Origin of the sequence: Bacillus ectoiniformans, from assembly GCF_016908875.1 — a bacterium.
In the GTDB taxonomy this organism is placed as follows: Bacteria; Bacillota; Bacilli; order Bacillales; family Domibacillaceae; genus Bacillus_BX; species Bacillus_BX ectoiniformans.
This window is the reverse complement of sequence record NZ_JAFBES010000017.1, coordinates 1-20,121: the sequence shown is the minus strand read 5'-3', so window position 1 is coordinate 20,121 and position 20,121 is coordinate 1. Positions and strand designations below refer to the sequence as shown.

Annotated in this window: 19 protein-coding genes and 1 pseudogene; 6 read left to right on the top strand and 14 right to left on the bottom strand. The window is 40.3% G+C overall.

All coding sequences use genetic code 11. The annotated features are described in order from the left end of the window. Positions 1-92: 92 nt before the first annotated feature. Positions 93-647, top strand: coding sequence for a hypothetical protein (locus JOC78_RS15685; protein WP_204557757.1), 555 nt, complete (start codon positions 93-95; stop codon positions 645-647). Between the two features lie 32 nt (positions 648-679). On the opposite strand, the pseudogene JOC78_RS17540 reads toward JOC78_RS15685, so the two are convergent. Beyond that, positions 680-835: pseudogene (locus JOC78_RS17540) on the bottom strand (23S rRNA (uracil(1939)-C(5))-methyltransferase RlmD); the annotation flags it as partial. 53 nt (positions 836-888) lie between these two features. After that, positions 889-1,752: a LysR family transcriptional regulator gene (locus tag JOC78_RS15680; protein WP_204557754.1), complete on the bottom strand. Its 864-nt coding sequence runs from the start codon at positions 1,750-1,752 to the stop codon at positions 889-891. A gap of 130 nt (positions 1,753-1,882) precedes the next feature. Between JOC78_RS15680 and JOC78_RS15675 the strand changes: the two genes are divergently transcribed. Further along, positions 1,883-2,665 carry a class I SAM-dependent methyltransferase gene (locus JOC78_RS15675; RefSeq protein WP_204557751.1) on the top strand — a complete coding sequence of 261 codons (783 nt, stop codon included), beginning with the start codon at positions 1,883-1,885 and terminating at the stop codon, positions 2,663-2,665. A gap of 370 nt (positions 2,666-3,035) precedes the next feature. Here JOC78_RS15675 and rlmD read toward each other — a convergent pair whose 3' ends face one another. From rlmD to JOC78_RS15655, 4 genes are all read right to left on the bottom strand, one after another. Continuing rightward, a complete protein-coding gene (gene rlmD / locus JOC78_RS15670) occupies positions 3,036-4,421 on the bottom strand; it encodes a 23S rRNA (uracil(1939)-C(5))-methyltransferase RlmD (RefSeq protein WP_204557747.1) in 1,386 nt (461 codons plus the stop codon). 3 nt (positions 4,422-4,424) lie between these two features. Continuing rightward, positions 4,425-5,294, bottom strand: a complete 870-nt coding sequence (locus JOC78_RS15665; RefSeq protein WP_204557744.1) for a DNA-3-methyladenine glycosylase family protein — start codon at positions 5,292-5,294, stop codon at positions 4,425-4,427. Positions 5,295-5,376: 82 nt separating this feature from the next. Beyond that, entirely contained in the window at positions 5,377-6,156 is a 780-nt protein-coding gene (gene pdaA / locus JOC78_RS15660) for a delta-lactam-biosynthetic de-N-acetylase (protein WP_204557740.1), read from the bottom strand. Between the two features lie 293 nt (positions 6,157-6,449). Continuing rightward, entirely contained in the window at positions 6,450-7,991 is a 1,542-nt protein-coding gene (locus tag JOC78_RS15655) for a fumarate hydratase (protein ID WP_204557731.1), read from the bottom strand. A gap of 248 nt (positions 7,992-8,239) precedes the next feature. On the opposite strand from JOC78_RS15655, the gene JOC78_RS15650 reads away from it, so the two are divergent. Then, positions 8,240-9,430, top strand: coding sequence for a CapA family protein (locus JOC78_RS15650; RefSeq protein ID WP_204557728.1), 1,191 nt, complete (start codon positions 8,240-8,242; stop codon positions 9,428-9,430). 26 nt (positions 9,431-9,456) lie between these two features. On the opposite strand, the gene JOC78_RS15645 is transcribed toward JOC78_RS15650, so the two are convergent. The 4 genes from JOC78_RS15645 to JOC78_RS15630 all read right to left on the bottom strand — a co-directional run bounded on the left by JOC78_RS15645 (position 9,457) and on the right by JOC78_RS15630 (position 12,436). Further along, positions 9,457-9,648: an SE1561 family protein gene (locus JOC78_RS15645; RefSeq protein ID WP_204557726.1), complete on the bottom strand. Its 192-nt coding sequence runs from the start codon at positions 9,646-9,648 to the stop codon at positions 9,457-9,459. 276 nt (positions 9,649-9,924) lie between these two features. Further along, positions 9,925-10,734 (bottom strand): YfkD famly protein, encoded by an 810-nt coding sequence (locus tag JOC78_RS15640; protein ID WP_204557724.1) that lies wholly within the window; start codon positions 10,732-10,734, stop codon positions 9,925-9,927. Between the two features lie 110 nt (positions 10,735-10,844). After that, the gene (gene cax / locus JOC78_RS15635) at positions 10,845-11,900 is read right to left on the bottom strand and encodes a calcium/proton exchanger (RefSeq protein ID WP_204557723.1); all 1,056 of its coding nucleotides are present in this window, start codon (positions 11,898-11,900) and stop codon (positions 10,845-10,847) included. Positions 11,901-12,049: 149 nt separating this feature from the next. After that, positions 12,050-12,436 carry an OsmC family protein gene (locus JOC78_RS15630; RefSeq protein ID WP_204557720.1) on the bottom strand — a complete coding sequence of 129 codons (387 nt, stop codon included), beginning with the start codon at positions 12,434-12,436 and terminating at the stop codon, positions 12,050-12,052. A gap of 272 nt (positions 12,437-12,708) precedes the next feature. Between JOC78_RS15630 and JOC78_RS15625 the strand changes: the two genes are divergently transcribed. Next, positions 12,709-14,622 (top strand): heavy metal translocating P-type ATPase, encoded by a 1,914-nt coding sequence (locus tag JOC78_RS15625; RefSeq protein WP_204557719.1) that lies wholly within the window; start codon positions 12,709-12,711, stop codon positions 14,620-14,622. A gap of 47 nt (positions 14,623-14,669) precedes the next feature. On the opposite strand, the gene JOC78_RS15620 is transcribed toward JOC78_RS15625, so the two are convergent. Next, positions 14,670-15,506, bottom strand: a complete 837-nt coding sequence (locus JOC78_RS15620) for a YihY/virulence factor BrkB family protein (RefSeq protein ID WP_239587226.1) — start codon at positions 15,504-15,506, stop codon at positions 14,670-14,672. A gap of 13 nt (positions 15,507-15,519) precedes the next feature. Continuing rightward, entirely contained in the window at positions 15,520-15,867 is a 348-nt protein-coding gene (locus tag JOC78_RS15615; protein WP_204557717.1) for a YtxH domain-containing protein, read from the bottom strand. A gap of 317 nt (positions 15,868-16,184) precedes the next feature. On the opposite strand from JOC78_RS15615, the gene JOC78_RS15610 reads away from it, so the two are divergent. Both JOC78_RS15610 and JOC78_RS15605 read left to right on the top strand, forming a co-directional pair. Continuing rightward, the gene (locus tag JOC78_RS15610; protein ID WP_204557716.1) at positions 16,185-17,540 is read left to right on the top strand and encodes an alanine/glycine:cation symporter family protein; all 1,356 of its coding nucleotides are present in this window, start codon (positions 16,185-16,187) and stop codon (positions 17,538-17,540) included. A gap of 130 nt (positions 17,541-17,670) precedes the next feature. Then, positions 17,671-17,892: a DUF1128 family protein gene (locus JOC78_RS15605; RefSeq protein WP_204557713.1), complete on the top strand. Its 222-nt coding sequence runs from the start codon at positions 17,671-17,673 to the stop codon at positions 17,890-17,892. Between the two features lie 38 nt (positions 17,893-17,930). Here the strand turns inward: JOC78_RS15605 and JOC78_RS15600 are convergent, their stop codons facing one another. Then, positions 17,931-18,446 carry a type 1 glutamine amidotransferase domain-containing protein gene (locus tag JOC78_RS15600; RefSeq protein ID WP_204557712.1) on the bottom strand — a complete coding sequence of 172 codons (516 nt, stop codon included), beginning with the start codon at positions 18,444-18,446 and terminating at the stop codon, positions 17,931-17,933. A 111-nt stretch (positions 18,447-18,557) separates the two neighbouring features. Next, positions 18,558-19,943, bottom strand: a complete 1,386-nt coding sequence (locus tag JOC78_RS15595; protein WP_204557710.1) for an alanine/glycine:cation symporter family protein — start codon at positions 19,941-19,943, stop codon at positions 18,558-18,560. Positions 19,944-20,121 lie beyond the last annotated feature (178 nt).

Sequence of the window (20,121 nt, the reverse complement as noted above, 5' to 3'; positions counted from 1 at the left end):
CAATATTATTTGTATTCTAGAAAAAAGATTCTCATATGCTCTTTCTAAAAATGGTATAATTAACCAAAAACAGAATAGGAGTATGAATGTTTATGAAATTTTATAGAAAGACAATTTTCTTTTCATTTTCTATCATTGCTGTGTTTATTCTAATATTTTCCTGGATTTATCCTTATTCAATGCTAAGTATCCACAAAAGCTATACATATGAGCCTGACCCGTTGGTAATTAAAGAATATGTTCAAGATATAAAAGATTTTAAGCGTTCTTCCCAAGCAGATTTAAAGAAGTCAGAGATGACCGAAAAGTTTATGAACATTCTTGAAATGTTCCAACAACATTGGCTATTAAGTAAGAAACCGGTCATTATGGATGAGCAACAAATGGAATTCTTATTTGCTGAGGTAAAAGAATCGAGACACTCTTTACTCCAATTGTTAATAACAGAAGATTTTTCGAAAGAAGAAAGGTCTTTTTTAATTCCAGCGATCGAGGAATTACTCACGTTAGAGGAATCTATTGTTCAGCTTAGCCTTGCCCATACTGCTTCACGAGCAACAATTAACCTGCGCTGCCGCAATCTTCATATAAATTTCATCAACTGCTTCCATGCATATGAAACCTTCTATCATGCACAATCAAAATAAGGAAGAATGCCCTCGGCACTCTTCCCTACTAATTATTTCAACACCAGCAGCGCGCAGCTTTCCACATGCGCTGTCTGTGGAAACATATCCACAGGCTGAATGTATTCCACTTTGTACAAAGTGGACAACTGGTTGATATCTTTTGCTAATGTGTAAGACACATAAACAAAACGTTTGGGTTTCATTTTTTATAGTGGGGTCAATCCCCGAAATACAATTGATAAAAGACTGCTACTATTGGTCAAAACTTTGTTATAGCTTCTTTCAAAAATTGCAGAAACAGTACCACTTCATCCGTTTCCACTTTTGTTAAAACATAGGTAAAGGATTTCGGTGGGATTATTTTATCTGGCTTTATTTCTATCAACCTATTCTTACTTATTTCATCTTTGACCATAGTATAAGGCAAATAAGAAACGCCGAGTCCTTCTTCAATGAAACGTTTTGTTACCTCTACTTGATCAACCGTCATCGTCTGTATATTTGGATAATATCTCTTTACATCAATCAATAGATTGTTCCAATAGTCTGGATGATTATTGGTTATTAGCCTGTACTTTTGTAAAATCGCTTTTTCATCACCCTTACATTCATTAGGTGCAACTAGTATGACGTTTTCTTCATGCAAGATTTCACTTTTTATATTTGATTGGATGGGAAGAATTCTCGTGAGTCCTAAATCTGCTTTCGACAAGCTAATTTCCTGACCAATTTCATAAGATTTTACCACGTTTATTATCAGTTCGATTCCTGGATGTTTATCAATAAATGTTCTCAACAATGAAGGAAGAAACGAAGAAGCAATTTGCGGAGCAGTTGCAATAACCAATTTTTGATTATAACCTTGCTTCCATGATTCGAAATCTTTCAACCCCTCATCATACTTGGTAACTATTTCTTTTGCGTGAGGAAGAAATTTCAAGCCTGCTGGTGTAAGAGTAACTGTTTTTCCTTTTCTATTAAACAACTTAATACCGAGATGTTCCTCCAACCTTCTTATTTGTTTTGTAATAGCTGGTTGAGTCAAAAACATCTCATCAGATGCTTTTCGGAAATTTTCATACTTAGCAGCAGTAAGGAACGTTCTTAAACATCTTACATCCATATACACCCTCCGTAATAACATTTAGTTATTGATTATCTCATTTTTTGTTAATACCCATTATTTAACTTATCAGATAAAATTAGGACTAACAATATTGAGTTATGAAAATTAGTTTTTGGGAGGGATAAGAATGACACACAATGATATAACAAAGGACAATTGGAATGCAAATCTATATGACGGAAAACATTCCTTTGTTTCTATGTTTGGCAGTGACTTGATTGATATATTAGCACCACAAAAAGGGGAAAAGATTATTGATCTTGGTTGTGGGACAGGTGATTTGGCAAAGAAATTATTTGACTTAGGAGTAAACGTTATCGGTGTAGATAAATCAGAAAATATGATAAGTAGTGCCAAAAGCAAGTATCCAAGTATATATTTCGAGGCTAAAGATGCAATAAAGTTAGAATATAATTGTGAATTTGATGCTGTTTTCTCTAACGCTACTCTCCACTGGATAAAGCCTCCGAATCTGGCTCTTCAAAACATTTATAATGGATTAAAACATGGAGGAAGATTCGTTGCGGAATTTGGCGGTAAAGGAAACGTTCAAAAAATAACAAGTGAAATACTTAACCAAAGGAAAGAAGCAGGTTATGAGTTTGATATAGAGAACTTTCCTTGGTATTACCCAAGCATCGGAGAATATACTTCTTTAATGGAAGAAGCAGGTTTTAGAGTCACCTTTGCTCAACACTTTGACAGGCCAACGCCTTTAACTGGATATAACGGATTAAGAAACTGGATAGAGATGTTTGGCAGCAGCCTTCTAGACGACCTATCTGAGATTACAAAAAATCATATAATTGCAAATGCAGAACTTAATTTAAAAGGAACTTCATTCAACCAACAGAATAATAGTTGGACAGCAGATTATAAAAGGATACGCGTGATTGGAATAAAAGAATAAATATTCCGATTAGAAACGTTAATTTTACTGCTTTTTGATTTTAAGACGGTTTTGTTCCAACCTCTTATGCTTCTTTTTTTTACAACTTTTATTTTTCCAAAAAATTGTTTAAAGGCAATCATAATAGTTTGAACCCTTTACTAAAAAAGTGTCACGACCAACCGATTAAAACCTTCTATCATGCACAATTCAAATAGGAAGAATGCCATTGGCACTCTTCCCTAATAATCTTTCAACACTACCAGTGCAGCTTTCCACAAGTCTGGAAGAGCATATCCACACACTGAACTAATCTTCGTATTGCCATTTAGGCAGCCGCTTTCACCCTTCACCGCTGTATACTTTAGCAGAGTGGGGGTCTGACCCCACTCTATTTCAACACCAACAACGCGCAGCTTTCCACATGCGCTGTCTGCGGAAACATATCCACGGGCTGAATGTATTCGACTTTGTACAAAGTGGACAATTGGTTGATATCTTTTGCCAATGTGGATGGATTGCAAGACACATAGACAAAACGTTTTGGTTTCACTTTTTTCAGTGTGTCGATCAGTTTTTGATCACAGCCAGTGCGCGGCGGATCAACGATAACAACGTCTGGTTTCCAGCCTTCGTGTTGCCACTTCGGCAGCCATTCTTCTGCTGTTCCGACTTCATAAATCGCCTGAACTCCATGCGCTTCGGCGTTTTTTCTCGCATCTTTGATGGACTCAGCTATGATATCCATCCCGCGGATCTCTGCAGCATCTTTCCCTACCCAGAGCCCGATGGTTCCAGAACCACAGTAGGCATCTACTACTTTTTCTTTGCCGGTTAATTGCGCCGCTTTTTTCACTTCATTATAAAGCTTCGTCGTCTGAACCGGGTTAAGCTGGAAGAATGCCCGAGCAGATAGTTTATATGTGTACTCTTCTAACTGTTCTTCAATCGTTTCCGGGCCAGCTAACGGAAGTGTCCGGTCTCCGAAAATTAACGAGGTTTTCACCGGATTGATGTTGTGGATAATTGATTTCACTTCTGGAAGCCGCTTTTTGATTTCCTCAATAATTAAATCCTTCTTAGGAAGTTCATTCGTTGCCGTTACAAGAACGACTTGAATCTGTCCAGTCGAAATCCCTACCCTCGTGACAATCGTTTTAATGCTTCCCTTATTCTTTTTCTCATTATAGATAGATATTTTTAGATCTTGTAGAATCTGCTTCACCGTTACCAGCACTTTGTTAATCGCCGGCTGCTGGACGATGCATTCTGGTATATCAATTAACCGATGCGAATTTAAGCTATATAATCCGGCGATGACCTTGCCATCTTGCTCTCCGACTTGGAATTGGCTTTTATTCCGGTAATTCCATGGGTTTTCCATGCCGATCGTTTCACGAATATTTAACGAATCAATGGCAAGCTTCGTATGGCGCTCGAATGATTGAATCAAGATATCGCGTTTTTCTTTCAGCTGCTGCTGATAGTCCAAATGCTGAAGCTGGCAGCCGCCGCACTGCTCATAAACGGGGCAAGGCGGTGTAGTGCGATGCGGAGAAGGCTTACGTATTTTTTTCACCCTCGCTTCGGCGAATTTCGGATGAACCTTTGTCGTCTCTACCACCACTTCTTCTCCTGGCAAGGCACCAGGTACAAATACGACTTGGCGTTTAAAATAACCGACGCCTTCTCCGTTAATTCCAAGCCTTTTAATGGTTAGCGGAAAACTTTGTTTTAATTTTATTTTTAATTGATTAGATTGATTAGTTGGTTTCATTCGTCACTTCCCTTTCTCAATGCTTCTCCACAAATACAGAGAGGCATAACTCAAATAAGGGGACCAGTCCTTGCTCATTAAAAGTAATTCTGCCGGGGTTGGCTTGCGCTCCATTTTCATTAGCTTTTGGATGGCCCGCTGCAAACCAATATCTTGAACAGGAAATTCATTATGTCTCCCTAATCCAAACAACAGGAAATTTTCAATGGTCCATTGACCGATTCCTCTAACTTTAATTAATGTTTGAACGACTTCTTCTCGTGAAGCCTGCTGTAATTTTTCTAATGAAATCGTTTTGTCTGTAATCAAATGAGACAAGCCGATAATATATTCCGCTTTCTTTTGGCTGAACTGCATGTCTCTTAACTCCTCAACAGTAATTAAAGCTGCCCGTTCCGGAGAAGGATAAAACCAAATACCGTCTATTTCTTCCCCAAATGCCTTGACGTATCGTTCGGTCAATTTAAAAGAAAATGCGAGATTCAGCTGCTGATGAATAATTGATTTAATAAGACAGGCATAAGGGTCAAATTCCAAAACAATAGGCGTTCCGCTATGCTCTTCAAAAATATCCTTTAAAACAGTATCAGAAAAATGGGCATTTACCTCTTTTAAAGAAGTTTCCCATTGAAAGATCCTCTTCAGTTCATTTAAAACGACAGATTTTGTCGCCGGATCCTGACCAGTTATATAGAAAGCTGGCTGCTCCATTGTACCAATTGAACAAATAACTGCTATTTCTTTCGTTTGATAAATCGGCACTGTAATCATTTTTTCTGCCAAATCAATATTATTTAAAGGATCGAGCGACATACGATCCAGCACTTTTTCAAAATCATAGGGACTATTCACTTTGACCGTTTCATTCCACATAGCTGTCCCCCTTTTCTTAACTATAAAGAGTATAACAAATAATCACGAAAAACAGGACTGCTTAGCACAGTCCTTTGATCCGCTACTTACTTTTATTTGCTTTCACATAATGATCCAGGCTTTCAAATCGGTACCCCTGCTTTTTCAAATCTTTAATCACTTTGGGCAGCGCCTCTGCATTGTCTTTTGATACAGTATGCAAAAGCAAGATCGCTCCAGGGTGAATTTGGTTCATGATATGATCGTAAGAATATTTCCAGCCTTTTTGATCATCCGTGTTCCAATCGACAAAAGCGAGTGACCACATGACGTGCGTGTAACCTTCTTCTTTAGCTAATTGCAGCGTTCGTTCACTTAATACTCCTCTTGGCGGGCGCAAATAATCCATTTTCTTTTGCTTCGTAAGCCGCTTCGTTTCATCCTTCACGAGCTGAAGCTCACTTCTAAATTTTTCGTCTGATACTTGCGTTAAGTCCGGATGGTGCCACGAATGGTTGCCGATAATATGACCTTCTTTTTTCATGCGTTTTACAAGGTCGGGCGCGCTTTGCAAATAATGGCCCGTAACAAAAAATGCAGCAGGCACTTTTTCTTTTTTAAGGGTATTTAAAATGTTTTCTGTAAAACCATTTTCATATCCATTATCAAAGGTTAAATAAATCACTTTTTCCTTATCGCTGTCTTTATAAAAAGCACCATATTTAGCTAAAAGGTCGTCTAGCTGTTTGCCTGCCTGTGCTTGCTGTCCATCTTTTCCTTTTTGGAATCCCCAGTTAATGGGCTGATTAGAGGCGGAAAAAGCAGGGAATGCCGATTGGAACGTCATAACGGCAAGAATGGCGAAGCTCAATATCCATTTCATCGTCATCTTCCTTTACTCTTTTCTTTAGTGTCTGTCAGCGTGAAAAAAATATCCGTTTCTTTTAAGGACAAGCTGAATTTGCTGTATCGCCGATAGAACGGCCAAAGCCGCTGATAGAACTTCGAAAGCCGCCGTTAGACAGCAGCCATTCAATATTCAGGCTTACCTTTATCCTTAATAATCTACAATTTTTACTGTTTCAGCCAGATTTTTATCTTTTTATTTTTATCATTTCCAATCCACAAAAAAACAGCCAGCAAAAATTTGCTGGCTGCCCGCTCTATCTTATTTAATTAGCTGAATACAGGCTCTTTAAATTGCGCAAGCTTTTCTAAAGAGGATTTATCCACATGTTCATGCAAGCTGTTTCCATGAGAATCCATCGTTACAACAGCTGTAAAGTTTTCCACATCTAAATGCCACATAGCTTCTGGAATACCGAAGTTCATTAGATCAACGCCATCCACGGATTTGATGCAGTCCGCATAGTACTGTGCCGCGCCGCCGATCGCATTTAAGTAAATGCCGCCATGCTCTTGAAGTGCCGCTAATGTTTTAGGTCCCATGCCGCCTTTTCCAATTACAGCGCGGATGCCAAACTTCTTCATGATATCCCCTTGATAAGGCTCCTCACGAATGGAAGTAGTTGGTCCTGCCGCTTTCACATGCCACTGGCCATCCTCATCTTTCATCATAACCGGTCCACAGTGATAAATAACTTGGCCGTTTAAGTCCACAGGTGCATCATTATCCATTAAATATTTATGAATCGCGTCGCGTCCTGTGTACATTCTTCCGGTAATCTGCACCACGTCGCCCACTTTTAATTCACGGATTTGTTCTTCCGTAATCGGAGCAGTTAACGTCACTGTGCGGCTTTCTGATTTCACTTCTTGCTCTTGCTGCTGCGCTTGATCAAAATCGATCTTATCGCCATCTTGGTAGAACCATTCATTAATTTCACCCGTTTGCGCATCAATTTGAACACCTAAGCGGCGGAATGCCCAGCAATTGTAGGCAACTGATACGAAGAAACTCGCCGGAAGACGGTTAATGACACCAACCTTACATCCGAGCAAGGTCGTTTCACCGCCAAAGCCCATTGTTCCGATTCCAAGTTCATTGGCATGCTCCATTACGTACTCTTCCAATTTGCGCAGATCTTCATGAGGATTCACGTCATCCACGCGGCGGAATAGCTGCTCTTTCGCTAAATCGTATCCAGAAGAGCGGTCTCCCCCGATACCTACACCAATAAATCCGGCGCTGCATCCTTGTCCTTGTGCTTGATAAACGGAATGCATAATGCATTTACGGATTCCATCTAAATCACGTCCAGCTTTTCCAAGGCCTTCTAATTCACATGGCAGACTGTATTGAATGTTTTTATTCTCACAGCCGCCGCCTTTTAAAATCAGGCGGGCATCGATATAATCTTTATCCCATTGTTCAAATTTAATGACTGGCGTGCCTGCTCCTAAGTTGTTTCCGCTGTTGTCTCCAGTTAAAGAATCAACTGAATTCGGACGCAATTTCCCGTTCTCTGTCGCTTTAACAATGGCATTATAGATCGCTTCTTTAATCACCATTTGATTCACGCCAACAGGAGTTTTAATTTTAAAAGTCGGCATCCCTGTATCTTGGCAGATTGGAGAAATATTATCATCCGCCATTTTAATATTCGTTGTAATCGTATCTAAACTCATTGCAGCACTTGTTCCGGCATTTTCACGCTCAGCCGCTGCTTTAACGGCACGGCGAACGTCCTTTGGTAAATTAGTGGAAGTTTCAACCACTAGCTGGTACATACTTTCCTGAAATTTTTCAAGGTTCATTTGAGTTCCCCTTCCCTCATCTCAATTATATGTATATAAATTTTTCAAAATATTTCTTTTCTTATTATACTCCTACAATTTTGCGTTTTAAAGTATAATTTGCAACCGATTCCAACAGGAGTATTCACTCAGACCCTAAAATATTTGTCGAACGAAAGTATCATTTAACTGACATAATTCCTGCATACTTTTTCCTGAATCCTTGTTAAAATAAGTTTAAATTTGTATAGAGAGAAAGGGTATGGAAATTGACGCGAACATATAAACGTAAAAATCGAAAGAAAAAGCAGTTCATTCTAATGGGAATGATCTCTGTTTCTCTCACCTTATTTCTGTCGCTGCTGTTTGTTTATATTGGTTTAAAAGAAGATTCTCCGCCTAAAGAAGCGTTAGCCGCTGAAAAGACTCAACCTCAAGTGAATAATGAAAGGACTCAAGCAACCCCGCCTAACGAAAAAATTCCGCCTGAGCCAAAAGCTGAACCTGCTGCTGTAAGTCACCAGCCTATTACGCTCTCTTTTGCCGGTGACGTTTTACTTGATCGCAGTGTCGGTGAAAGCATCAAAAAACACGGGGTGGATTATCCGTTTAAAGGGACTGCAAAAGTATTTCAGTCAACAGACATTGCCGCATTAAATCTAGAAACATCTGTTTCGACTCGCGGAAAGCCAGCCAATAAACAATTTACTTTCCGTTCACGCCCTGAGACCCTTCGCGGTGTAAAAAATGCTGGAATTGATGTGGTATCATTAGCTAATAACCACACACTTGATTACGGTGTAGATGCTCTATACGATACGATGAAACACTTAGATGACTATAAAATTGGCCATACAGGCGCCGGCAAAAATGAAAAAGACGCGTTTTCTGCCCGATATATTGATGTAAAAGGAAAGAAAGTAGCGATTATCGGAATCAGCCGCGTTCTTCCTGAAGTTTCATGGTTTGCCACAGGCAGCAAACCTGGAATCGCCAATGCCTATCATAACGAGCCAATGATGACTCATGTGAAAAAAGCGGTTAAAAATTCCGATTACACGATAGTCATGATTCATTGGAATCGCGAGCGGCAAGATTATCCTGAACCATACGCACGCCAGATGGCGAAAATGTTTATAGATGCGGGTGTGGATGGTGTCATCGGATCACACAGCCATTGCCTTCAAGGGATTGAATACTATAAAGGCGCTCCTATTTACTACAGCTTGGGCAACTTTATTTTCACGAAGTCCGGGGATCCGCGCGGAAGAGAAACGATGATGGTGAAAATGACGATTGACCAAAAGAAAGGCATCTCGACAAGCGTTGTTCCAGCGCAGATCTTCGACGGTCAGCCAAGGCTGATGGACAACAGCTATAACCAAAAAATCTATAAAAAGCTCTCCAGCATATCCTATAATATGAAAGTAGATCAGCGTGGAAATGTCATAAAAAAATGAAGCCCGGAATTCCGAGCTTCATTTTTTTAATTATCTTCGCTTCTTTTGCTGAACTGGTCGCATTTCATTTCAATATCGTCAATCATTTCCAACAGACGATCCACATCTTCCACTTCCGTCATTTCAGGATCCATGGAATCAAGAACTTCCATAAATATATTTAATCGTTCCTTTAAATAAGTAATTTGCGAATTTTTATCGTGTACAGGCTTTCCCATTATAATGCACTCCTTTTTCCGGCTAAAAATCTCATAAGCATGTTTACCCCATTATCTCTTAAACATGCGGGAAAAAACAGTGCTAATTCAATTTGAAACCGCCTTTGAAATAGCAAAATTGGGAAAAGCATTAAATGAGCTAACCTGTGATGCCAATTTCCAATGACTTTTACGCTTCTATCGGCGGCTTTTGGATTTCTAACGGCGAGTTGCGAACTTCTAACGGCGCCTCTCTCACTCCTATCAGCGCTTCCCCCGCTCCCCCATTTCATCAGATTATGGACGCCGCTCCGATTTAAAACCAAAAGCCAAATGGTTCTTCAACGGAATCCAGGCGCTGATTTTGTGTGAGGTAATATTTTTAATCACGATCGACCGCTGCCAGCCATTCAATACGAGGTAGACTTCCCCATATGTCATTCTTCCTTTTTCATGAACAGCCGGCGCATAAGCATACAGATAGCCAGCTGTTTGTGGTGCGATATTATAGACCTGGTTTTGTTTTGTGTTCGCGCCTACGACGGTGGAAAAAGATAATGGCCACCCTGTTTTATCCATCGCTTTTTTCAGTATCATATTCTGCACTTCTTCATGATCAGAAACCTTTGTGGACAAGCCGCCTTTTATTGTTTTTTGTGCTTCTTGGACATAATGAATTTGGTAGGGGGCGGTTCCGGCTCGATTGTCATAAAAATTCGTATTGATCTTTTGATATTCCCAATTAGGAATGGTTTCTTCGGAGTGATAAGCGAGCGGCCATTCCCCAAGGAAAATGCTTGCCCGCATCCCAACAGCAAACGGTGATTTATTAACGGATGTTTCATTCAGCATGCGAATCAGATTAAGGTTTTCAATTTTAGATTTGGAAGTCATCATCAATTCTTTCGTTAACTCACTAGGTTCTAGCGACGGCAGTTCTTGATCGGTATTCAAAAATGTATTCTCTTTCGCTATTTCCCTTACCGAATTTGGCATCTGCATCGGAGTGGTGTGTTGTTTGCTTTTTTCAGCATAGGCATTCCAACTGTAGATACTTGATGAGAGCAAGAAGAAAATGGCGAATAAAAGCAAGCGTATGTTGTTCATATTGCTCCTCCTATCAGCTTCTTCATTTTCTCTAGTTTGCTCCCGGCTTCTCTTCTTATCCACTCTCCAAAAAAAAATCTGCACAGAGAATTTCTGTGCAGACCTTACGTCTATAGTAAGTAGAAACCAAGCCCCATGATAAAATAGGCAGCCAAAAGCGTTAAGCCTTCAAACCAGTTCGTTTCACCGTCATTGGAAATACTCACCGCCAGAAATACAGCAGTTACCATAGAGATCAGTTCTGGAACGGTAAAAACAAGCGGCATGGGTTTCTCAAAAAATAATGAAAGCAAAACTAAAAGCGGTGCAACAAACATGGCAATTTGCAAAGTTGATCCTACCGCAATCTCGACGGCCACATCCATTTTATTTTTCATGGCCATTAAGATCGCTGATGCATGTTCAGCCGCATTCCCGACAATTGCCACAATGATGACCCCGATAAATAACTCTGACCATCCGAATTTTTCACCTACAGCTTCAAATGTATGAACGAGCCCTTCTGATACATAGGCTACTGCTAGTGTCGCTAGAAGCAGAATAATAATAGACTTCTTCTTATCCCACTCCGGCTCTTCATGAAATTCTTCCCGACCTTCCTCCTGATGAGTGTAAACTCCGCGATGAGTGACGAGTCTAAAGAATAGCGCTGCCAAGTAAAGACCGATCAGCACGATGGAAATACCTATACTTAGAGAAAGCGTCTTCGATTCATTCATCGTCATCGAAAAGATCTCGGGAACAACAAATGCCACGATGACAGCAAACATCAATAAAGCCGAATTGTGGCGGGCATCGTACACATTGAAGGTTTGGCGCTTGAACTTAATGCCTCCCATAAAAAATGATAGACCTGCTACAAGCAAAAGGTTTCCAAGAACCGAACCTGTTAAAGAAGCTAATACCACTGCTACTAAGCCGGCTTTTAAAGCAAATATAGAAATAATAAGTTCAACTGCATTACCAAACGTCGCATTTAATAATCCGCCGATCCTTGGGCCTGTCACAATGGCTAAGCTTTCAGTCGCTCTCCCCATATAACTGGATAAAGCAATAATTGTCACACAATACACTGCAAACATAACCAAGCTAGGCCAATGCATGAGTGAGCCTGCAACTGACAAAGGAACACCCACAAACACTAAAATAGCGAATATCTTACCCATAAACTGACCTCTCCTTTTATAAAAGCCGTATCTTTTTTACAGCTACTTGTAAGGATACCCAAATATTATAATTTTTAACTTCAAATTAGTATATTGCCATCCTTTTCAAAGGGGAATCGGTCAGATGGGCATTCGCCATTTTTTTTTTACTATGGTGTCACTAATTCAAATGTTTCAACGACTTCAATAGCCGGAATAACTGATTGAACCATTGAACAATTTTTTCTTGTCAGCTCCATCGCTTTATGTATTTTTTCCTCGGTCAGCCCTTCTCCTTGAATCTTAAAGTGCATGGAGACTTTCGTGACACGGTCCGCACGCTCAGGATCTCGCTCCACTTCCGTATCGATCGTAATATCATCTACCTTTAGTCTTTTCTTCGCGAGAATTTTTCTAAGCACCCCGCCGCTGCATACAGCAATTGAAGAAACTAACAGCTGGTACGGTCGAAATCCATATTCCTCGTCTCCTGACACATCTAATGTTCCATAAGGTAAGTCTGTTGTAAATCCTCCATCTTTCATTGAAAATTTCATTTTTTACACTCCTTCGCATTTTATTAATATAATATACGAACAGCCATAAACTTTCTATTTTTTCAATTTATAATTGAACCTTCCCTTTTCACTATCTGTATGTTATTATATCTTTACATTGTAATTATTTTAATCTAATAACTGATATAAATTCTCATTTAAATTCTGCTGTCACCAACATTGGTGGCAGCTTCATCATTTTTATGAGAACTATGAAGCTGATTATTATTCTCAATTAAAATTAATGACTATCAATTAAGGAGGAATGTTTTATGAATGCAGAAGTAAAAACAATGCCTGAAAGCAAACCGGAGAGATTGATTGGCCAAAGCATCCTGCCTCATATCGAATTGATCGCTGCCTTATTAAGCGGTGTGCTGATCTTAGCTGGCTGGCTCTTAGACAAAAACGGGCTAGAAACGGCTTCAGTCGTCAGTTATTTATTAGCCTTTGTTATTGGCGGATTCGCTAAAGCAAAAGAAGGAATAGAAGAAACCATTAAAGAAAAAGAGTTAAACGTTGAGATGCTGATGATTCTAGCGGCAGTGGGCTCCGCGATCATTGGTTATTGGACGGAAGGTGCTATTTTAATTTTCATCTTTGCAGTCAGTGGCGCGCTTGAAACGTACACGATGAATAAAAGCCAGAAAGAAATTTCCTCACTTATGGATATTCAGCCTGAAGAGGCACTTCGCGTATCGAATGGATTTGAAGAAATCATTCATGTTTCAGAGCTTTCCGTTGGAGATGAGATTCTTGTTAAGCCTGGTGAAAGAATCCCTGCAGATGGAATAATTATGAAAGGCCGTTCAACCATAGACGAAGCAGCGATTACAGGAGAGTCTGTTCCAGTTTCTAAAGAACTGAATGGTGAAGTGTTTGCGGGAACAGTAAATATTACAGGCGCTCTATATGTGAAGGTAACGAAACCCTCCGATGAGACACTGTTCCAAAAGATTATTCAGCTAGTTCAGTCTGCTCAAAGTGAAAAATCCCCTTCTCAATTGTTTATAGAGAGGTTTGAAGGATTGTATGTAAAGATTGTTCTTGCTGTCGTCGGGCTTATGTTATTTATTCCTCATTTCGCTTTAGGATGGAGCTGGACTGAGACCTTTTATCGGGCGATGGTACTCCTAGTCGTTGCTTCTCCTTGTGCTCTTGTCGCTTCAATTATGCCCGCTACTTTATCAGGCATTTCCAACGGAGCTCGTCATGGAATTCTATTTAAAGGCGGCATTCATTTAGAAAACCTTGGACACGTAAAAGCGATTGCTTTCGATAAAACCGGTACATTGACGAAAGGAAAGCCTGAAGTAACAGATGTGATTACTCGTTCTGACCTTACTGAAAATGAATTAATCCGGATCGCAGCATCCATTGAAAGCCAATCTAATCATCCGCTGGCACAAGCCGTTGTGAAATATGCTGAATCCCAGCAGATCCCTTATACTTCACCTGAACATTTAGAAGATGTAGCGGGCTGGGGCGTAAAGGGGATAGTTGATGGGAAGGAATGGAAGATAGGAAAAGCAGATTTCGTCGGTAAAGATGCTGCCTTCTCTTTTAATTCTGGAAAAGCAAAGCTGCTTGCAGAATCAGGTAAAACGACAATCTTTATAGCAGATGATCAAGGTATTGCTGCCGTCATTGCTCTAAAAGATATCATTAGAGAAGAAACGAAAGCGGCACTTGATACTCTTCAACAATTAGGCATTCATACAATAATGCTGACAGGTGACAGTGACAAAACAGCTAAAGCCATTGCCGATGAAGCTCATTTAAATAGTTATGTAGCCGAATGTTTACCTGAACATAAAGTATCTCATTTAAAAGAGTTAATTGAAAAGTACGGAACAGTCGCCATGGTGGGAGATGGAATTAACGATGCACCGGCCCTTGCGACCGCGAATGTGGGGATCGCTATGGGTGAAGGAAGTGATGTGGCGCTTGAAACAGCCGATATTGTACTTATGAAAAATGATCTTCCAAAGATCGCCGATGCTATCGAGTTATCTAAAAAAATGAAACGCATCGTTAAACAAAACGTCATCTTTTCCATCAGTGTGATCATGCTTTTAATTATCTCTAACTTCTTGCAGGTTCTTGACTTGCCTTATGGTGTGATTGGCCATGAAGGAAGCACAATCCTCGTCATTTTGAACGGGCTTCGATTATTGAAGTCTTAACGTTAAAAGAGCAGCGGCTAAAAATTTAGTCGCTGCTCTTTTCCCTTTTATTCAGTAATTCCTTTTTGTTCATTCCGAAGCGCATTGATTTCTCCGCCGACTAAAATAATGATGGCAGACAAATACATCCAAATCATTAAGATAATGATTCCTCCAATGCTCCCGTATGTAGCTGAATAATTGCCGAAATTGTTGACGTAAAACGAGAACCCTACAGATGTAATGATCCATCCTGCTGCTGCGAAAACAGCGCCTGGAAACACTGTGACACATTTCACGTCTAAGTTTGGAGCAAGGTAATAGAGTCCTACAAACACTCCGAATAACAAAAGCGGGAAGATCAGCCATCTGACCCAATTCCAGATGGTTAAAAATCCATCAGATAAACCAATTGATTCAGTTGCCACAATGCCGACTTGCTTTCCAAAAACCTGCAAAATTAATGCTGCACCGACCACTACAATCAAACCGACTGTTAAGATCACTGATAAACCGCGAGCTTTATAAAAAGGTCTGCTTTCTTCTACGTTATAAGCGTAATTCAATCCTTTAATAACAGCATTCATTCCATTAGAAGCCGACCAAAGCGTCGCTAAGATCCCCACAGAAAGCAATCCGCCGTTTTGATTGTCCATAACTTCACTTAACGTTTCTTCGACCATGCTCATGGATTCTCCAGGCGCATAATCACGCACTAATCCAAGCATATCCTCCGTACTCACTGGCAAGAAGGCTAGCAATGTCACCATAAATATTAATAGCGGGAATAATGATAGAAGAAAAAAGTAAGACATTTGGGCTGCAACCCCGGTTACATCCGAAGCTTTAATCCTCTTGATCAAATGTTTAAAAAACACTCTCATCTCTGTCTTATCCAAATTCAATCCACTTCCCCCTTTATCTCGTTGCTGATTCGTTTGTCACACTTGTATCCTGTCCTTGATCAGGCAAGAATGTTCCTTTCGTTTCGCTAACTAAACTTTTCACTTCCGGTGTCAGCTCTTTTAAGCTATCGACCTTTTCACGGATAAAATTGACGTCTTCATTTACTTGTTCAGCCGTGCTTTTCGCCCGGTTAACTAATTCCATAGTTGTACTTTTCAATTGATCCGGGTCTTTTGCAAGATCAGCTAAATACTTGCCCCATTCTTTCATTTCTTCTCTCGTTTGACGATCAGTCAAGGTTAGTCCGCCGCCCACGACAGCTCCAACCGCCATTCCAATAAAAAATTTCGCTTTTCCCACAGAACTCATCCTTTCAAGACTCTCAATTGATTCTGATAATAATTATTACCTGTTTTTACATGTGAATAAACTTCTAGGTGTGCTCTTTATACAAGTATAATGTTCATATATTCCTTCTTTTTTGCTCAGTTCCTCTATGTTTTAAAAGGAATCCCTCTTTTTCTTTCCAACTTTCTATTTATTCTCTCCTTTTCATGCATATATGCAATGGTTATTTGTGAAATACAACAATTTTTTTCAAAATATTAATTTTAATTAACATAAACGCTAGTTTTTTCAGAATATTCTTTTATAATAATAAAAAAGGAGGGGAAATTATGGAGGGAAATTTTTTAGAATTATTAGGCACCATTAGTGGGTATATTTGGGGACCCCCGCTTCTGGTATTGTTAGTGGGAACAGGAATTTACTATACTTTTAGACTAGGGTTCCTGCAAATGAGACTTCTCCCTTATAGTCTCAAACTGGCTTTTAGCAAAAGTCAGGATAATAAATCTGAAGGTGACATTTCGCACTTTCAGGCTTTAATGACGGCTCTCGCCGCTACAGTAGGAACGGGAAATATCGTTGGTGTGGCTACAGCGATCTTGCTTGGAGGTCCCGGCGCTCTGTTCTGGATGTGGATGAGTGCATTTTTCGGGATGGCAACTAAGTATGCAGAAGCTGTTCTGGCCGTTAAATACCGAGTACAAGATGAAGATGGCGAAATGTCCGGAGGCCCGATGTACTACTTAGAACGCGGACTAAAACAGAAGTGGCTTGGTGTTCTTTTCGCCTTGTTTGGCGCTGTTGCAGCTTTTGGAATTGGAAACTTAGTTCAAGCGAATTCAGTGGCAGGTGTGGTTGAATCGACTTTTAGCATTCCAGCTTGGGTGACAGGTGTAGCGTTAACTATTTTCACAGCTTTGGTTTTATTAGGCGGTATTAAAAGCATTGGGAAAGTTACTGCGTTTTTCGTGCCAATTATGGCTGTCTTTTATCTAATTGCCGGACTTATTATTTTATTTATGAACGCTGGAGAAATTCCTGCGGCATTCGGTCTTATTTTCTCAGATGCCTTTACTGGTGAAGCCGTAGCTGGCGGTGCGATCGGTGCCGTTATCCGCTATGGAGTGGCACGAGGCGTCTTCTCTAATGAAGCAGGTCTTGGCTCGGCTCCTATTGCTGCTGCGGCAGCAAAAACGGATATGCCCGCTCGTCAAGCGCTTGTATCTATGACACAAGTATTTATTGATACAATCGTTATCTGCTCCATTACTGGATTGACTATCATTTTGGCAGGACAATATGACACTGGGCTCCAAGGCAGTGAGTTAACAACTGCTTCCTTTGAAATGTTCCTTGGATCTGCCGGTTCTTATGTAGTTGCTTTAGGCCTATTGTTCTTTGCTTCTTCTACGATCATCGGCTGGTCTTACTACGGAGAAAAATGCTTCTCCTATCTGTTTAGCAAATCAGTCGTCAAGTACTACCGGGCAGCATTTGTAGTAGCTGTATTCGTCGGTGCAGTAACAAGCCTTGAAGTCGTTTGGACATTCGCAGACATCATGAATGGTCTAATGGCCTTCCCTAACTTAATTGGCTTAATCGGCCTATCAGGCGTCGTTATTCACGAAACAAAGAATGTACTAAAAGCGATTAAAGAAGAAAAAGCGAAGAAAATGGTTGCTTAACAGATTTTGGGGTCAGACCCCCGGCGCGGTAACACGTTAATGCGCCGGGGGTCTGACCCTTTTTCAACATTGACAAGCGTTCAAAAAAATGGAATGATGGAAACAAATTGAGTGAGAGGATGAACAATCTGTGGATTTATCTGTGAAATCACCTGAAAATATTGAATATATGGTTGAGAAGATTACTACGAAGTTACGTATGGCTAACGTGGGGGCAATTAGACCAAATCATTTTAGTGAATCTTCTTATGAAGATTTGAAAGAGATCTATGAAATGGTAGAAAGAAAGACTAATTTCAGCCCAAGTGAAATGCAAGCCATCGCTGAAGAACTCGGCAATTTAAGAAAATAAACTAAAAGGAACTGTCCGCCTGGACAGTTCCTTTTAGTTTATTTCAAAAGTTTTAACGATTCGCGGTTAAACGCCGGCAGATCATCAGGCGTACGGCTTGTGACTAACTGATTTTGGCACACCACTACTTCTTCATCTTTATAATTGGCACCTGCATATTCCATATCGACCTTAATCGACGTATACCCAGTTGCTGTTCTTCCTTCTAACGTTTTAGCTGTGATCAACAGCTGCGGACCGTGGCAAATAGCAAACACTGGCTTCTTTTCATCCATAAACGCTTTTGTGAAATTGACAAAGCGCTCATCAGCGCGTAATTGGTCAGGTGAAAATCCGCCGGGCAATAACAGCGCATCAAAGTCAGAAGGGTTGACATCGTCAATACTTTTATCGATCTGAACAGTTGCCTGTCCTTTTTTCCCTTTTACTGTCTTGCCAGCCTCTTTTTCAATCGCTGTGATCTGGTGACCCGCTTCTTGAAATGCGTTCACAGGATCTGTATATTCCACATCCTCAAATAAATCTGTCACTAAAGCGGCAATCTTCTTACCCATAGATCATTCTCCTTTCCCAATCTAAAAATTTGTCTCAATAGTAGTCTTTCCCCTAAATACCCTAACTAAACTTTATAAGAAAAAACTGCCCTCCAATGAGGACAGTTCGACTTAGCTTGCATTCTTCTTTTCTCTAATATCCTTTAAGTAGTATTTCTCAGAGGTAAAGAATTCTTGCTTCAGTTCTTTCACTTTGTTGCTGAGCAGCAACACCGCAATGATGTTCGGCAATAAAATCAATGCAAGAGCCAGATCTAGGAATGACCAGATCGTTTTCGCCGCTCCTACCGAACCGAACACAATCGCTATTAAATAGACGACTTTAATCGCTTGTGCCGCTTTTAAGTTAAATAAGAACTCCGCTTGTTTCGCTCCATAGAAAACCACGACAATGATGGTAGACAAAACGAAGAAAATTAACGAGATGGTCACTAAATAACTTCCAGCCCGACCGAAATTCTCTGCGAACGCAATCGTTGTTAAAGCCGACGGATCCTTCATCGCTCCCTCTTGCTTCCATACACCTGAAGACAAGACAACAAATGCTGTCGCTGTACATACGACTAACGTATCGATGACGATTCCAATAACTGACCATAAACCTTGACGTACCGGATGATCGGTCGTCGCAGCGGCATGCGCGATCGGCGCTGTTCCGAGTCCTGCTTCATTGGAATATAAACCCCTGGCAAATCCCCAGCGAATGGTTTCTGCTACAGCCGCTCCGGCAAATCCGCCAACAGCTGACATAGGCTGAAACGCATGGGCAAAGATTAATTCCAATACAGCAGGCAATTGATTCAGATTCATAAATAAAATAATGACAGCTCCGCCGACATAGATTAAAGCCATGATCGGTACAAAAACTTCTGTGACACGTCCAATTCTTTTAATGCCCCCGAATACAACTAAAGAGGTAATTAAAGCAATCACAATGCCAGTATACAACCCATCAATATTAAACGTTTGAGTCACGGTTGATGCGACAGAGTTCCCCTGCACCATGATACTTGGAATCAATTCAATCATTAAGGCAAATGAAAACCAAACGCCCAGCCATTTCATATTCAACCCTTTTGTCATATAATACATCGGCCCACCGACGAATTCGCCTTTTTCATTTTTTTCACGGTAATGAACAGCTAATACACTTTCGGAGAATTTAAGTGACATTCCGATTAAAGCAATGACCCACATCCAGAAGATTGCTCCCGGACCGCCAAACATAATAGCTGCGGGTACACCAACAATATTGGCGGCTCCAATCGTTGAGGATAAAGCAGAAGTTAATGCTTGAAGAGGTGTAACCGTTCCTTCGCCTTTAGGTTTCTTAAAAATGCTTCCTAATGTTTGCTGAAATATGTATAGCGGGTACCTGAATTGAAAGAATCCCAGTTTAATCGTCATATATATTCCTGATAAGGCTAATACAGCGATTAATGGCGGACCCCAGAGCCATGCTGAAAATGTTTCAATACTGTTGATGAAGTTTTCCAAAAATGTTCCTCCTTTACCTTATTTAAAATTATAATATGAAGATAGTTCTTTAGTACCTCTACCCTATTTTATTGATGCAAAACAATCGAGTAGGAGGGGGTGACTAACCCCCGACCTCTCACACCACCGTACGTACCGATCGGTATACGGCGGTTCATTTAAGTATGACGTAAATCAT